Source organism: Streptomyces sp. NPDC059668, assembly GCF_042734135.1.
Taxonomy (GTDB): domain Bacteria; phylum Actinomycetota; class Actinomycetes; order Streptomycetales; family Streptomycetaceae; genus Streptomyces.
The window spans coordinates 53,158-67,166 of record NZ_JBHWEL010000004.1; the positions used below are offsets into that span (position 1 = coordinate 53,158).

Genomic DNA, 14,009 nt, shown 5'->3' on the forward strand with positions numbered 1-14,009 from the left:
GTGCAGGGGGGGGGTCATGCGGTTTCCTGTGGGCGGGTGGGGGTGCCGGGTCCGGGCGGCGCGGCCGGCCGGGCGGCCCGCGCCCCACGGCGCGGGGTCGCGGCACCGGGCCGCCGGTGACGGTCACGGGCGGGGCGGGCGGTCACCACGCGCTCGACTCCACCGAGACGACGGGCACCAGCGAGTTGCGGACCGTTTCCAGGAACGTGACGACCTCGGCCGCCACCGAGCGGTGCTGCAGGTCGTTGAGGACGTCGTGGTGGGCGTCCCGGACCACCGCCAGACGGGAGCGCGACAGGGACTTCGCGGTGCGGGTGAGCGCGTCGAGGTCAGCGAGCGGATCGGCGTCGCCGACGAGGATCAGGCTGGGTACGCCGAGGTCGCCGCGGTGGGCCGCGTCGAGCAGCGCACCCGGCACCGCGACGGCGAGCGCGCCCCGCCGTGTCCCGGAGTCGGCGCTGAGGACTCCTCGATGGGCCGGGCAGGAGGTACGGACATCGAGTTCGTCGTCCCACGACCCCGACGCACCTCCTCCGATACCGGTGCTCCCGCTGCCGCCGGCGTCTCCCGTGCCGCCGGTGTCGGTGCCGCGTCCCGGCAGACCCGCGAGGACGACGGCCTCCGGCAGCCGGGCGAGCGGCGACCCCTCCCGGCCGAGGAGCGCGGCGAGGGCCACGGCGCCGGTGTCCGCCCCGACGAGGACGACAGGACGGACCACCCCGTCCTCGGCCCCGGCTCCTTCGACGGCCACGGCGAGCTCGGCGCCGAACCGCTCCAGCGAGCCGGTCAGGTCGTCGGCGTCGATCCGCGGGGCGTCGACGACACGGACGCGGTAGGCGTCGGCCGCGAGCCGTCTGCCGAACCGGGCGTAGGCGGCCCGGCTCTCTCCCCGGCCGGGCACCACGACGATCGTGCCGCGGGTCCGGAGGCCTTCGGGGCCGTAGTGGTCGGTGTACTGGGTCATCTCACGCTCCTGCGAGGTCGGGCACGGTCGCGGGCTTCCAGCCCAGGGCGGGCGCCACTTCGGTCGCGATGAGCTCAAGCGCCCGGATCGCGGCGTCGTGGTCGGGGACTGCGGGGTTGAACTGGGTGATCAGGTCGGTCGCGACCGGCAGCACCTTCTCCTCGCGCAGGGCTGCGGTGATCTCGTCGGGATGGCCGTAGAACGAGTGGAAGCGGCGCAGCGCCTCGTCCACGCTCAGGTCCTTGGGGAAGGCACCGCTCTCCCCGTGGCGCAGAGCCGCCCGGTGGACGTCGTCGCCGATCTGCTGAAGAGCCGTGCGTCTGTCCTTCGCCGGGAACACGAACCGGGACAGCCCGATCCGTGGCCGGCGCGGACGGTCCCAGGCGTCCAGGAACGCGTCCGCCCAGGGGCGTTGCACCTCGTCGGTGGCGGCGTCGAAGCCGTACGCCGCACGGTTGAGCAGGAGGTTCGAACCGCCGGCGGCGGCGTGCCGTGCGCCGGGCCCGCTGAAGACCCCCTGCCAGACACGGTCCGTGAAGTCGCCGGGCGTCGGCTGGATGCGGAAACCGGGTGTGCGCACCTCCTCGTGGCCCAGCGCCCGGCGCAGGACGCTCAGCTTCTCGCTGGTCAACTCGCGCTTGCGGGCGACGTCCTGGCCGAACGCGGCGTACTCCGTGTCGCTGTAGCCGCTGCCCACCCCGATCTCGACCCGGCCGCCGCTGAGCGTGTCGACGACGGCGACGTCCTCGGCGAGGCGGACCGGGTCCTCCAGCGGGAGGACGGTGATGGCGGTGCCGAGCCGGATCCGGGTGGTCCTCGCGGCGGCGTGCGCGAGGAACGTCCACGGCGAGGAGAGGCCGCCACCGCCGGCGGCCACATGGTGCTGGGCCACCCAGCCGGTGTCGAAGCCGAGTTCGTCGGCGACGACGAACAGTTCCTGCGCGTTCCGGTACGTCCGGGCCAGGTCGTCTCCGCGCCCTTGGACGTGGGTGAGGAAACCGAGTCTGAAGCGCGGTGTCGGGGAGGTCATGGTGCTCGCCTTTCAGGGATCGGACGGTGCCGTTCCCCGGTCGCGGGGGGGAGCGGAATCGATGGAGAGGTGACCGGGGCCGCGCACCGACCGACGGACCGACTGCCGGATTGACCGACCGACAGACCGACCGACAGACCGACCGGCGGACCGACCGACGGACCGGCCGGCCGTGCCCGCCGCGGCCCGTGAGGCCCCTCAGCCGTTCACGAGCTGGGGCTCGCGGGTGGTGTGACGGTTGGCGGGGACCGGCAGGCCGAGGTTGCCGCGCAGGGTGTCGGCCTCGTACTCGGTGCGGAACAGGCCCCGCTTCTGCAGGATCGGCACGACACCGTCGACGAAGAGGTCCAGGTCGTCGTTGTTGCGGAAGGCGAGGTTGATGCCGTCGAAGGTGCCCGCGGCGAACCACCGCTCGATGGTGTCGGCGACGGTCGTCGGCGCCCCGACGAACGGCGACCGGCGGAACTCGCTCACGGACTGCGCTACTTGACGAAGGGTCAAGTTCTCCGCCCTGGCACGTTCGATGAGTTTGGCCGCGCCGGTGCGGCCGCCCTTCTCGGCGAGGTGCGCGACGTCCGGGAACGGCGCGTCCAGGTCGTGCCCGCTGAAGTCGTAGGCACCGAAGGAACGGCCGAGGAGCGCGAGGTTGCGGTCGAAGTCGTTGTCCTCCTCGAAGATCTCCCGCTCGCGCCTGGTGGCCGCCTCGTCGGTGGAGGCGACGACCGGACCGCCGTGGATGAAGATCTTGATGTGCTCCGGGTCCCGGCCGTACGAGGCGGTACGCGACTTGATGTCGGCGTAGTACTCCTGGGCCTGCTGCAGGGTGCCGCCCGGCGCGTAGATGCCCTCGGCGACCCGCGCCGCGAGATCGCGCCCCTCCTCGGAGACGCCCGCCTGGAAGATCACCGGCTGGCCCTGCGGCGAGCGGGAGAGGTTGAGCGGGCCGGCGATCCTGAAGTGCTCGCCCTCGTGGTCGAGCGCGTGCAACTTGGCCGGGTCGAGGAAGACGCCGCGCTCCACGTCGGCCGGGAACGCGTCGTCCTCGTAGGAGTCCCACAGACCCCGGGCCACCTGGACGAACTCCAGCGCGCGGCCGTAGCGGGTGGTGTAGTCGAGGTGCTCGTCGAGCCCGAAGTTCCTGGACGTGCCGGTGTCGAAACTGGTGACGACGTTCCACCCGGCGCGGCCGCCGCTGATGTGGTCGAGCGAGGCGAACCGGCGGGCGAGGTTGAAGGGGGAGTTGTACGTCGAACTGGCCGTGCCCACCAGACCGATGTGCCGGGTGTGGGTGGCCACCGCCGACAGCAGGGTGAGCGGCTCCAGCCGGTTCAGATAGTGCGCCGGGTAGGTGGAGTTGATGAACTGGCTGTCGACGATGAAGAGGGCGTCGAAGAGCGCGTGTTCGGCCGCCTTGGCCTGCGCGATGTAGTAGTTGATGTCGATGCTCGCGTTCTTCGCGACGCGCGGGTCCTTCCACAGACCGTGCTGGCCGGGGCCGCCGACACCGTAAGGGTGCAGCGCGAGGTGAAGGGTGCGGGACATGGGTGTTCCTCTCCGTGCTTCTGACGTTCTGACGTTCTGACGTTCCGGGGTTCAGTGGTTCGCTTGTTCCGGAGATCGCTGGTCCGGGAGATCCCCGGTTCGGGGGATCCCCGGTTCCGTGGCTCCGGGTTCGGCGCCGCGCTCAGGCGTGCAGCAGGGCGCGCAGCGCGGCACGCTCCGCGCGGTCTGCCGAGGCCGCCCGCAGGGTGGGCGCGGAGCTGACGAGCAGGCGGGTGTAGGGGTGCCGCGGTCGGGTGATGACGTCCCGGGCGGCGCCGGCCTCGACCAGTTCGCCCTGGTAGAGCACGGCGATGCGGTCGGCGATCCCGGCGACGGACCCGAGGTCGTGCGAGATGAAGACGAGGGCCACGCCGGCGGCGCGGAGTTCCTTGAGGATCTGCAGGATCTGCACGCGGTTCGCGGAGTCCAGAGCGCTGACGGGCTCGTCGAGGATGACCAGCCGCGGCTCGGTGACCAGCGCCCGGGCCACCGCGACACGCTGCCGCTGGCCCCCGGAGAGCTCTCCGGGCAGCCGGTCGAGCAGTTCCTCGGAGAGGCGCACGCGGGCGAGGAAGGCGCGGGCCCTGCCGGCCGCCTCCTCCCGCCCGACGCCCCGCACGAGCAGCGGCTCGACGAGGGACTCCTCGACGGTGAGGTCGGGGTCGAGGCTGCGCAGCGGGTCCTGGAAGACGTACTGGACCACACCTCGGCGGCGCAGGCCGCGCCACTGGCGCGGGCCGTACGCGCTGACGTCCTCGCCGCCGATGACGATCCGGCCCGCCGAAGCGCGGACCAGACCGAGCACGGTACGGGCGAAGGTGGACTTGCCCGACCCCGTCTCGCCGATGATCCCGACGGTCTCGCCCGGCGCGACGCTCAGCGACACTCCGTGCAGGGCGCGACGACGCCGGCGGCGCAGGCCGTAGTGCACGTCCAGGCCGGTGACCTGGAGGACGGCGTCCGGGCGGGTGCCGGTGCCGGCGGACCCGTCCCGGGGGAGTGCGGCGGTCATGAGGCCTCCGTCGGCGTGAGGAACTTCTCCAGGCCGTACTGCTCGTGCTCGGCGATGAGCAACTGGGTGTATTCGTGCCGTGGCCGGCGGAGTACGGCCTCGGTCGGGCCGTGCTCCACGACCTCGCCCCGGCGCATGACGAGGACCTCGTCGCAGAGTTGGGCGACGACGGCCAGGTCGTGGGAGACGACCACCAGGGCGAGACCGGCACTTCGGCGCAGCTCGGCGAGCAGGTCGAGGATCTCGGCCTGGACCGTGACGTCGAGCGCCGTCGTGGCCTCGTCGGCGATGAGGACCCGCGGATCGGCGGCGATCGCCGCCGCGATCAGGACACGCTGGAGCATGCCTCCCGAGAGCTCGTGGGCGTACTGGCCGTAGACCAGCTCGGGGTCGCGCAACTGCACCGCCCGCAGCAGCTCGACGGCACGACGGCGCGCCTCCCGCCGCTTCAGCCCCTTCTTGACCCGGACGACCTCGGCGATCTGCGAGCCCACCCGGATCGAGGGGTTGAGGTAGGACGCCGGGTCCTGGAAGACCGCGCTGATCGTGGCACCACGCAGAACCGTCCACTGGTCGGCGGTCAGCGTCGCGATGTCGGTGCCCGCGATCTCGATCGAGCCGCTGGTCACCTCGAAGTGCGGGGGCAGGATGCCGAGCGCGGCGCGGCAGGTGAGGGTCTTTCCGCTGCCGGACTCGCCGACGATGCCGACGGCCCTGCCGGGGGTGAGGTCGAAGCTCACGCCGTGGACGATCTCGCGGCCGCCGGCCAGGTCACTGATGTGCATCCCGCGGACGGCGAGCACGGGCGCGGCCGGCGCACCCGTCGCGTCCGTGTCACCCGCCGCACCGCTCGTAGCGCCCGTGGCAGTCGTGGCAGTCGTGGCAGTCGTAGCAGTCGTAGCAGTCGTGGCGGTCGCATCCGTCGTACCGGCCGGGGCACCGTGGGTCCTCGCGCGGGCGGTGTTCTGGGACAGCGTCGTCATCACGCACCTCCGGTGGGAACGGCAGCGGACTTGTCGAGGCGGTTGGCGCGTGCCCTGCGGTTGTTGACGAACGCCCGGCCCGCCTCACCGGAGACGTCGCGGATCGCGTCGGCGAGCAGGTTGGCGGCCCAGACCGTCACCATGATCAGCAACGCGGGGGCGAGGGGCGCCCACGGCTGGTAGCTGAGGTAGCCGAGGTCCGACGCGAGCAGGCCGCCCCAGGTGGGTGCGGGAGGCTGGACCCCGATGCCCAGGAACGTCAGGCTCGACACGATGATGAAGCCGACGCCGATGGTCTGGGCGAACGCGACGGCGATCGGCGGGAGCACCTTGACCCACACATGGCGCCGTACGATCCAGCCGACCGAGGCGCCGGAGATCAGCGCGGCCTCCACGTACTGCGAGCGGGCGACGGCGAGCGTGGCGGCCCGGGCCACCCGGTAGAAGAGCGGGGAGACCAACGCGCCCGTGACGAACATGGCTTGGGTGATGCCGTTGCCGAGCAGCGCGATCACCGCCACCGCGAACAGCAGGAACGGCAGCGCGACCAGGGTGTCGGCCAGGCGCAGGGTGACCCACTCGAAGGCCCGGCCGAGGTAGACCGACAGGATGCCGGGGACCGCGCCGACCACCAGGGCCATCAGGGCGACTTCGAGCGAGCCGAGCACACTGACCCGGGAGCCGTCGAGCAGTCGGCTCAGCACGTCACGGCCGAGGTGGTCCGTGCCGAGCCAGTGGGCGCCCGACGCCGCCGCGAGTGTGTGGTCGCTGGTTGCCAGGGGATCCTGCGGGGCGATCAACGGCCCGAGGATCGCGAGCAGGGCGATCACGGTCAGGACGGCGACGGCGATCCGGCCGGACGCGAGTGAGAGGACGTGGCGCACCATGGTCATACCCCCCGCTGGGACGCCGGCGTCACACGCGCCAGCACCAGGTTGACGATCAGGTTGAACAGGACGACGAGGACGATCGACACCACGAGGACGCCCTGCACGGCCGGTACGTCGCCGGCCTGGGCGGAGTCGTTGGCGAACCTGCCGAAGCCCTGGAGTCCGAAGATCCACTCGGTGACGACGGAGGCCCCGACGAGCGCGGGGAACTTCAGACCGAGCGTCGCGAGCGCGGGCCCGATGCCGTTGCGCAGCACGTGCACGAGGAAGATGCGGCGTGTGCCGAGCCCCCGAACCACCGCACCCGTCACGTAGTTCTCCCGGTAGGCCGCGACGAGACTGCCGCGGAGCTGGCGGGCGACGTCCGCGACGACGTCGAAGCTCAGCGCGATCGCCGGGAGGGTGATGTGCGCGAGCCACGGGCCGATTCCCTGCCGGGCCGGGACGTAGCCGGCGGAGGGGAACACATGGAGCCCGACCGCGAAGACCGCGACCAGCACGATGCCGACGACGAAGGCCGGCATCACCGAGATGACGGTGACGAAGCCCGTGATCGCGCGGTCGACCCAGGTGGTGCGCCGCAGCGCCGCCACCGTCCCCAGGACGAAGCCGAGGAGTACGCCGATGACGAGCGCGAACGTCGCGACGGAGAGGCTCACTTCCAGACCCAGACCGATGAGCGTGGAGATGTCGGCCCCGTTGGTCCAGCTGGCGCCGAGCTGTCCGTGCAGGACACCGCTGAACCAGTCCCAGTACTGGACCAGGAAGGGCCGGTCGAGACCCCACTGGGACTCGACCCGGTGGATCGCCTCGGGAGTCGCCTCTTCGCCCAGCTGGATCCGCGCCGGGCTGAGTCCGCTCAGCGACCGCAGCGCGAACGTCACGAACGTCGCGACCAGGAAGACGGGCACGAAGATCGCGATCGACCGGGCGAGGGCGACCAGGACGCGGCCCAGAGTGTGCCGCACCCTGGTCACGGCGACCCCGCGACGGTGTGCGGGCGCGGCCCGTACCGCTGTCGTCGTCATGGAGTTGCCCCCTCTCTGTGTGGTGGACGGATGTCAGTTGCCGCTGGAGATGGTCACGCCGGTCCAGTCGATGTGGGCCGGGTTCTTCGGCAGGTCCGAGATCGACTTGCTCTTGGCGATCAGGTTCGGCTGCGAGTACGTGAAGACGAGGGCCTTGCTCTCCAGCCCCGCCCGGGTCGCCGCCTGTAGCACCTTGGCGTAGTCCGGCGCGTCCAGCGGGGTCTGGCGGACCTTGGCGACGGCGGCCTCGAAACCGGCGGGCTCGTAGGGCGAACTGAGGTTCAGCGGGCCGTTGGGACCGAAGTGGGCGGTGAGGGTCTGCGCCGCGGAGTCACGGCCGGTGGTCCCGTACAGCGAGAACTTCAGGTCCTTCGCGAAGAACGGGGTGGCCCAGTTCTTGTCGACCTTGATGGTGACGGTGATGCCGACCTTGGCGAGCTGCGACTGGACGATCTCGGCCTGCGGGTCGTCGGCGGGGATCACCAGGTCGAGCTTGATGTCGCCCGCCTTGTAACCCGCCTCCGCGAGCAGCTTCTTCGACTTCGCCGGATCGTAGGGGTGGTCGGCCTCGGACTTCGGGTCGTAGGCCACGTATCCCTTGGGGAAGGGCTGGTCGGTGACCTCGCCGTAGCCGAAGGTCAGCTTGTCCACGAACTCCTGACGGTTGATCGCGTGCCGCACCGCGTCGACGACCTTGTCGTTGTCGAACGGCGCCTTGTTGATGTTGAGGCTGATGTTCGAGGCGTTGAAGCCGGGCTGTACGAAGACGTCGAGGCCGGCCTTCTTCGCCGCCGACGCCTGACTCGGGGCGAGGTCGGCGAAGTTGTAGACGCCGGTCTGCAGTCCGGAGACGACCGTGGAGGCGTCCGGGGCGGAGGTCAGCTCCACGTTGTCGATGTGGATGTTCTTCGCGTCCCAGTAGTCGGGGTTCTTCCTGAGGACCGCCTTGGTCCCCGGTATCAGCTGCGTGACGGTGAACGGACCGGCGCCGACCGGGCTCTGGTCCAGCTTCGCGGGGTTCTTCGCCGCCTTCGGGCTGGCGATCTGCAGGACACGCTCACCGAGCAACTGAGGGATCTGGTAGTCGACCTGGGTCAGGTGCAGCACCGCGTCCAGTCCCTTGGCGTCCACCGACCTGATGGAGGTCAGGTCGCCGAAGAGCGCCGAGTTCTTCTGCTTCTGGGCCCGTTCGACGGCCGCCTTGACCGCGGCGGCGTCGACCGGCTGACCGTCGCTGAACTTCAGGCCGGGGCGCAGATGGAAGGTGATCTCGTCACCCTTCTTGTTGTACTCCCAGCTTCTGGCGAGGTCCGGAACGGCTTTGCCCGTCTCGTCCGTCCGGGTCAACGAGGCGTAGGTCAGAGCGAGTTCGCGGAACTGGGCACCGCTGCCCCCGACCACCGGGTCCCAGTGGGCGGGAAAGTAGGAGGACGTCCACTTCAAGGTGGCACCGCCACCCGCGGCGGCGGTGTCACCACCGCACGCGCTGAGGGCGGGCGTGAGCAGGGCGACGAAGGCGGCGGCGAGGGCGACGGTCCGCGGGACGCCGGTCCGCCGGACGGAAGGAGAAGCCGATCTGCGGCGCTGGGTGGTGAGTTGGGCAGGCATCGTTTTCTTCCTGTGGTGGGCCCCGGCCGGACCGCGGCGGAGGCCGGCGGTGCGCGACGGACGGAGCGGAAGCGGCGGGGGAGAGAGGGAGAAGGCGTCGGGCGAAGGGGCGGAGGCGGACGAACCGGGCGCGGGGCACGGCTCGCCGCCCGTACGCACCGTCGACGGGGACCCGGTGGGGCACACCGGGGGAGGCGACCGCGCACCTTCTGGGTGCGTGGCGCTCAGGGCAGGGGATGTCGGGGGCCCGTGAAGGCGGACCTGGAGACGGAGAAGGCGTGCGACGGTGCACGGATGCGCTGAGGCGGAGGCGCGGACGCAGGGGGACGGACGCGGCTCGGGCGAGTGGCGGGCGGCCGGTGCCGGGAGCGGCGGTCAGGCGCCTGCGGGCCGGGGGCGGCGGAAGGTCAGCGACAGAGTGCGCTGCTGGTGCGCCGCAGGTCCACGTAGCGGCACACCACACCGGGGTGCGTCGTGAGCATGCTGCACATCCTGGGGGCAGCCTCGACCGGCTGTCAATGGACACCAATTGGTGTCTCATTCGGCGGGACGGTCACTGATCGCAGATCAGAGGGCTGCCGTGCCGGGGGAGGTGTTCAGCGGCCGGTGGCGGGATGCGCCGCGGCCTCGTCGGGATGCAGCCACAGGGGGCCGTTGCCGGTGTCCACCCGCACGGCGTGCGCCGGCGGCCACGCGCCGTCCGTGAGCAGCAGCCGCTCGGGATCCGTCAGGCTCCGGTAGCGCTCCAGAGCGTCCGCCGGGGAGAGCGGCGCGGGGACCCGCAGCAGCCCGGGACGGAGCGCGTCGACGGCGGCGGCGTACTCCTCGAAGGGCCGCCAGCCGGGCACCGCGCGACACCCCGCGGGGGACCGGACCAGCAGGGTCGGCAACGCGTAGCGGCGCCCGCCGTCCGCGGTCTCCTTGGCCGCGCCGGGATGTGGTGACCCGCCGTCAGGCGTCAGCACCTCGGGGACCGGTCGCCGGGCCTCCGCCCGGTCGGCGCGCACCCGCTCCAGCACCGCCTCGGACGCGGCATCGGCCGTCAGCCGCCGCAGGTCGAGGCCCGGGGTACCCCGTACCGCGGACAGTGCCGGCGCGGTGGTGTCCGCCGGTTCCCCCAGGACGAAGACGGTCTCCCGCAGCCGTCGCAGCACCCGCTCGGCCACGTCACCGCCCTGCCGTTCGGCGGCCTTGGCGACCAGCGACGAGGGCCAGGAACTGGCCGCCACCCGGCTGAGCCGCACGGCGTGCGGGGCGTGGGTGTGCGCGCTGATCTCCTCGACGTAACGCGCGTACCAGGCGGTCTCCGCCGCCGGATCGGGCGGCGGGTCGTCGTCGTGGTCGAAGAGGATCGCGTACGCACGCCGCCAGCGCACCCGGCCGGCCAGCGCCGCCCGCAGCTTGCGGAAGACGGGCTCCGATCCCCAGGCCCAGGGACACAACGGGTCGGTGTACTCGACCACTTCGACCGTCGGAGGCACCGACGGGGCGGTCACGCGGCGCCCGTCCGGGCCAGCCCCTCGGCCGCGCCCTCGGGCAGCAACGACGTCAGGGTCACCCCGCCCAGGACCGCCGCGGCACGCGCTTCGACATCGCGCCACACACCCGGCAGCCCCGCCGCCGGACCGGGATAGTCGAGGCCGTCCAGCGGTGCGCCGCGCAGGGTGATCAACTCGCCGTCCACGGCCCGCGCGACGTCCAGCAGGGTGATCTCCTCCGCGGGCCTGCCGAGCCAGTAACCGCCTTCGCAGCCGCGCTGGCTGCGCACCAGACCGGCTCTGCGCAGTTCTCCCACCACGGACTTCAGGAACCGGAACGGGATCTCCTGCGAAGAGGCGATGGCCTCGCAGGTGAGCGGGCGGGCGGGTTCACGGGCGAGTTCCAGCAGCGCCCGCATGGCGTAGTCCGCCTTCGCGGAAATATGCATGCGCACATCATGCCCGAGGAGTCTGCCGCGTGAGGGGGCCGAACGGGCCACGCTCCACATTGCGGGAACGTTGCCGCAGGTGAACGCCAATGGACACCTCTTGACATCCTTTTCCGGGCCGCTCTAGCGTCCCGGCCATGAGTGAGCCGTCGACGACCCCTGGTGAGGGCTTTCACCCTCATCTCCACGACACCGCGGGCCGCCCGGCGGCACCGTTGCGCACCCGTCTGCACCACATCCGGTCCGACTCCCTGGACGGTGACACCGCCCAGAGCGGCGGCATGCGCAGGTTCGCTGCCGTCAGCGGGAAGAACGTGGGTTCCGAGAAGCTGTGGATGGGCCAGACCCACGTGGCTCCCGCCACCTCCTCGTCCGACCACCATCACGGAGAGTCCGAGACCGCCATCTACGTGGTGAGCGGACATCCCGAGTTCGTCTTCCTCGACGACTCGGGAAGCGAGCCCGAGGAGGTGCGGCTGCGGACCTCCCCGGGTGACTACATCTTCGTCCCGCCGTTCGTGCCGCACCGGGAGGAGAACCCGGACCCCGACGACGAGGCGGTGGTCGTCATCGCCCGCAGCACCCAGGAGGCGATCGTGGTCAACCTTCCCCACCTGTACGCGCTTCCGGCCGAGGAGACGTGAACACCCGTCCAGGCGGCGGCAGTCCGGGCCCAGGGCGTGTTACGAAAGTCCCGCCTGCCTCGCGACGCCTAGCAGCACGTCCTGGGATCACCGCCCGGTGACACGCGCCAGGACGGAGGTGACCTGTTCGCGGACCGACTCCGAAGCCGCGGAGTGGAGTGCGCCGATGTCCGTGTGGTCCAAGGCGTGCAGCACCTGCGCGGGGTCCGTGTCGCACGCGACGCTCTCGCACAGGACCTCGTAGCCGTCACGGACCGCGACCCGCAGACGGTGGTGTCCGTCGTCGTCGGCGTGCACGGCGGTGGCGACGACGAGGGGCGGCGGTCCGCCCGTCTCACCGGACGCCTTGTGGTAGCCGCTGACCCTCGGTTCACGCCAGTGGAGGCCGAGCAGGAGATGGCGCTTGGCGATCACCTCGGCGAGGTCCGTCTCGTAGACCCTGTCCGGTTCCAGCACCGTCGCACCGGCGTCCAGGACGAGGGCGGCCGGCAGCAGGCAACGCAGCGTGCTGCCCACGAGATTGCCTCCCACGGTGGCCGTCCGGCGGACGGCTCCGGTCCCCACCGAGCCCGCCGCCCGCCGCAGCACCTCCGGCACACGGTCGTCGATCCGGTTCAGCACCACGGCGGAACCCAGCGACCCGGGCCCGATCGCGTTGGCCTCCGGCAGGTTACGCAGCGACATGGCCCGCTCGGGGAAGCCGTCCCGCTGCCAGGAGGCCCAGACCAGTGTCGCGCCGCCTATCGGCTCCGCCCCCTCGGCCATGTACTCCTGCGCTTCGGACACGGACGTGGGCAGACGCAGCAGCATGGCAGCCGACCCTGCTTTCCTGGGGAGTTGGCGATGGTGGCACGCGGCAGCCCGGTCGTACGAGCGCCGGCATCTGCGCATTCTCCCCACGGATGCGGGGGCGCATGCAGGGCTCATCGTTTCACCTCGCGTGCTTCTCGCACACAGGCTCACGGCAGACCTGGCCGTCGTCCCGGACGGCCGGTGCGGCATGTTCGCGGGCACCACGCCCGGAGGCCGGAGCCGCGTGACCCACTGCGGCTCCGGCCTCTTTCCCTTCCCTGTGGACGGGTCCTGTCGGTGCGTCGGGACTACGGGTGCAGCACGACCTTCGTGTAGCCCTCGATCCGCTTGTCGAACTTGTCGTACGCCGACGGCGCCTGGTCCAGGGGCATCTCGTGGGAGACGACGAAGCTGGGCTTCGCCCGGCCGTCGATGATCATGTCGCGCAGGAAGCGGTTGTAGCGCTTCACGTTGCACTGCCCCGTCCCGATCCGCAGGCCCTTCTCGAAGAGCTTGCCGATCGCCACCAGGAGCATGCCGTGTTTGGCCTGCTCGTCCGGACCGCCGGGGTCGGACGGGACGTAGAGCCCGGGTACGCCGACCGCTCCGGTCGCCCGGACCGTGCCCACGAGCGAGTTGAGGACGGTCGCCGGCTCCTCGCGTTCCGTGCCGTGCGCCGTGGCCTGGTAGCCGACGGCGTCCACGCCCTTGTCGGTGCCGATGCCCTCCGTCCGGTCCTTGATCTGCTCGACCGGGTCGCCCTCGGCGAAGTTGATCGGAACCGCGCCCATCTCCTCGGCCTTCTGCAGTCGTTCGGCGATGCGGTCGACGACGAACACCTTCCTCGCACCACGGATCAGCGCCGAGTACGCGGCCATCAGTCCGACCGGTCCTCCGCCGTACACCGCGACGCTCTCGCCGGGCCGGACCTGGGCCAGTTCGCAGCCGTGGTATCCGGTGGGGAAGATGTCGGCCAGCAGGATGAAGTCGGTCTCGTGTTCCTCTCCCGGAGGCAGCTTCAGGCAGTTGAAGTCGGCGTAGGGGACGCGAAGATAATCGGCCTGACCACCCTTGTACGGTCCCATGGCGACATAGCCGTAAGCGCCGCCCGCGAAACCGGGATTGACGGTGAGACAGTATCCGGTGAATCCCTCGACGCAGTTGGTGCAGAAACCACAGGCGACGTTGAAGGGCATGACCACACGGTCGCCCTTCTTGAGCGCGGTGACGCCCTGGCCGATCTCCTCGATGATTCCCATGTTCTCGTGGCCGAAGACGATGCCGGGCTCGGCAGCGGTGCGGCCCTCGTACATATGCAGGTCCGAGCCGCATATCGCGGTGGAGGTGATGCGTACGATCGCGTCGTTCGGGTGCTGGATGCTGGGCCTTTCAACATCTTCGACCGCCACGGTGAACGGTCCCTTGTACACAACGGCCTTCATGGCTGTTTACCTCCGTCGGGAATTACGCGTCCGGTTGTCACACCCCCGCCGCCCCGCCGCTTCATCGCGTGACCCATCTCTCATGATTGTCCGGTCTGCCCGATCGGACAAGCCGGTAATGTCGGCAGGAATGGCATTCCGCTGCCG

13 protein-coding genes are annotated in these 14,009 nt (G+C 71.1%); 1 reads left to right on the forward strand and 12 read right to left on the reverse strand.

Annotated features, from left to right (window positions below; genetic code table 11):
* Positions 1-142: 142 nt before the first annotated feature.
* The 10 genes from ACFV2J_RS04980 to ACFV2J_RS05025 all read right to left on the reverse strand — a co-directional run bounded on the left by ACFV2J_RS04980 (position 143) and on the right by ACFV2J_RS05025 (position 10,984).
* A complete protein-coding gene (locus ACFV2J_RS04980; protein ID WP_385084476.1) occupies positions 143-964 on the reverse strand; it encodes an alpha/beta hydrolase in 822 nt (273 codons plus the stop codon).
* 1 nt (position 965) lies between these two features.
* On the reverse strand, positions 966-1,994 hold the full coding sequence (locus ACFV2J_RS04985) for an LLM class flavin-dependent oxidoreductase (RefSeq protein WP_385084474.1): 1,029 nt from the start codon (positions 1,992-1,994) through the stop codon (positions 966-968).
* A 198-nt stretch (positions 1,995-2,192) separates the two neighbouring features.
* Positions 2,193-3,536 carry an LLM class flavin-dependent oxidoreductase gene (locus tag ACFV2J_RS04990; RefSeq protein ID WP_385084472.1) on the reverse strand — a complete coding sequence of 448 codons (1,344 nt, stop codon included), beginning with the start codon at positions 3,534-3,536 and terminating at the stop codon, positions 2,193-2,195.
* A gap of 142 nt (positions 3,537-3,678) precedes the next feature.
* Entirely contained in the window at positions 3,679-4,548 is an 870-nt protein-coding gene (locus ACFV2J_RS04995) for an ABC transporter ATP-binding protein (RefSeq protein WP_385084470.1), read from the reverse strand.
* The gene (locus ACFV2J_RS05000) at positions 4,545-5,351 is read right to left on the reverse strand and encodes an ABC transporter ATP-binding protein (RefSeq protein WP_385084468.1); all 807 of its coding nucleotides are present in this window, start codon (positions 5,349-5,351) and stop codon (positions 4,545-4,547) included. Before ACFV2J_RS05000 ends, ACFV2J_RS04995 begins: the two co-directional genes overlap by 4 nt.
* 179 nt (positions 5,352-5,530) lie before the next feature.
* The gene (locus ACFV2J_RS05005) at positions 5,531-6,418 is read right to left on the reverse strand and encodes an ABC transporter permease (RefSeq protein WP_385084466.1); all 888 of its coding nucleotides are present in this window, start codon (positions 6,416-6,418) and stop codon (positions 5,531-5,533) included.
* Positions 6,419-6,420: 2 nt separating this feature from the next.
* A complete protein-coding gene (locus ACFV2J_RS05010; RefSeq protein WP_385084464.1) occupies positions 6,421-7,449 on the reverse strand; it encodes an ABC transporter permease in 1,029 nt (342 codons plus the stop codon).
* A gap of 33 nt (positions 7,450-7,482) precedes the next feature.
* On the reverse strand, positions 7,483-9,057 hold the full coding sequence (locus ACFV2J_RS05015; protein ID WP_385084462.1) for an ABC transporter substrate-binding protein: 1,575 nt from the start codon (positions 9,055-9,057) through the stop codon (positions 7,483-7,485).
* 596 nt (positions 9,058-9,653) lie between these two features.
* Entirely contained in the window at positions 9,654-10,553 is a 900-nt protein-coding gene (locus ACFV2J_RS05020) for a DsbA family protein (RefSeq protein ID WP_385084460.1), read from the reverse strand.
* On the reverse strand, positions 10,550-10,984 hold the full coding sequence (locus tag ACFV2J_RS05025; protein ID WP_385084458.1) for an RrF2 family transcriptional regulator: 435 nt from the start codon (positions 10,982-10,984) through the stop codon (positions 10,550-10,552). Before ACFV2J_RS05025 ends, ACFV2J_RS05020 begins: the two co-directional genes overlap by 4 nt.
* A gap of 137 nt (positions 10,985-11,121) precedes the next feature.
* Here ACFV2J_RS05025 and ACFV2J_RS05030 point away from each other — a divergent pair, with 137 nt between their 5' ends.
* On the forward strand, positions 11,122-11,628 hold the full coding sequence (locus ACFV2J_RS05030; RefSeq protein WP_385084456.1) for a cupin domain-containing protein: 507 nt from the start codon (positions 11,122-11,124) through the stop codon (positions 11,626-11,628).
* Between the two features lie 87 nt (positions 11,629-11,715).
* Here ACFV2J_RS05030 and ACFV2J_RS05035 read toward each other — a convergent pair whose 3' ends face one another.
* Positions 11,716-12,438: an FAD binding domain-containing protein gene (locus tag ACFV2J_RS05035; protein ID WP_385084454.1), complete on the reverse strand. Its 723-nt coding sequence runs from the start codon at positions 12,436-12,438 to the stop codon at positions 11,716-11,718.
* 290 nt (positions 12,439-12,728) lie between these two features.
* A complete protein-coding gene (locus ACFV2J_RS05040) occupies positions 12,729-13,862 on the reverse strand; it encodes a glutathione-independent formaldehyde dehydrogenase (RefSeq protein ID WP_385084452.1) in 1,134 nt (377 codons plus the stop codon).
* Between the last annotated feature and the right edge of the window lie 147 nt (positions 13,863-14,009).

Bases quoted from the DNA above. Each gene is read 5' to 3' on its own strand.
- ACFV2J_RS05010 (WP_385084464.1), bottom strand. From the start codon at position 7,449: ATGACGACGACAGCGGTACGGGCCGCGCCCGCACACCGTCGCGGGGTC.
- ACFV2J_RS05005 (WP_385084466.1), bottom strand. From the start codon at position 6,418: ATGGTGCGCCACGTCCTCTCACTCGCGTCCGGCCGGATCGCCGTCGCC.
- ACFV2J_RS05025 (WP_385084458.1), bottom strand. From the start codon at position 10,984: ATGCATATTTCCGCGAAGGCGGACTACGCCATGCGGGCGCTGCTGGAA.
- ACFV2J_RS05035 (WP_385084454.1), bottom strand. From the start codon at position 12,438: ATGCTGCTGCGTCTGCCCACGTCCGTGTCCGAAGCGCAGGAGTACATG.
- ACFV2J_RS05040 (WP_385084452.1), bottom strand. From the start codon at position 13,862: ATGAAGGCCGTTGTGTACAAGGGACCGTTCACCGTGGCGGTCGAAGAT.
- ACFV2J_RS04995 (WP_385084470.1), bottom strand. From the start codon at position 4,548: ATGACCGCCGCACTCCCCCGGGACGGGTCCGCCGGCACCGGCACCCGC.
- ACFV2J_RS04985 (WP_385084474.1), bottom strand. From the start codon at position 1,994: ATGACCTCCCCGACACCGCGCTTCAGACTCGGTTTCCTCACCCACGTC.
- ACFV2J_RS04990 (WP_385084472.1), bottom strand. From the start codon at position 3,536: ATGTCCCGCACCCTTCACCTCGCGCTGCACCCTTACGGTGTCGGCGGC.
- ACFV2J_RS05030 (WP_385084456.1), top strand. From the start codon at position 11,122: ATGAGTGAGCCGTCGACGACCCCTGGTGAGGGCTTTCACCCTCATCTC.
- ACFV2J_RS05015 (WP_385084462.1), bottom strand. From the start codon at position 9,057: ATGCCTGCCCAACTCACCACCCAGCGCCGCAGATCGGCTTCTCCTTCC.
- ACFV2J_RS04980 (WP_385084476.1), bottom strand. From the start codon at position 964: ATGACCCAGTACACCGACCACTACGGCCCCGAAGGCCTCCGGACCCGC.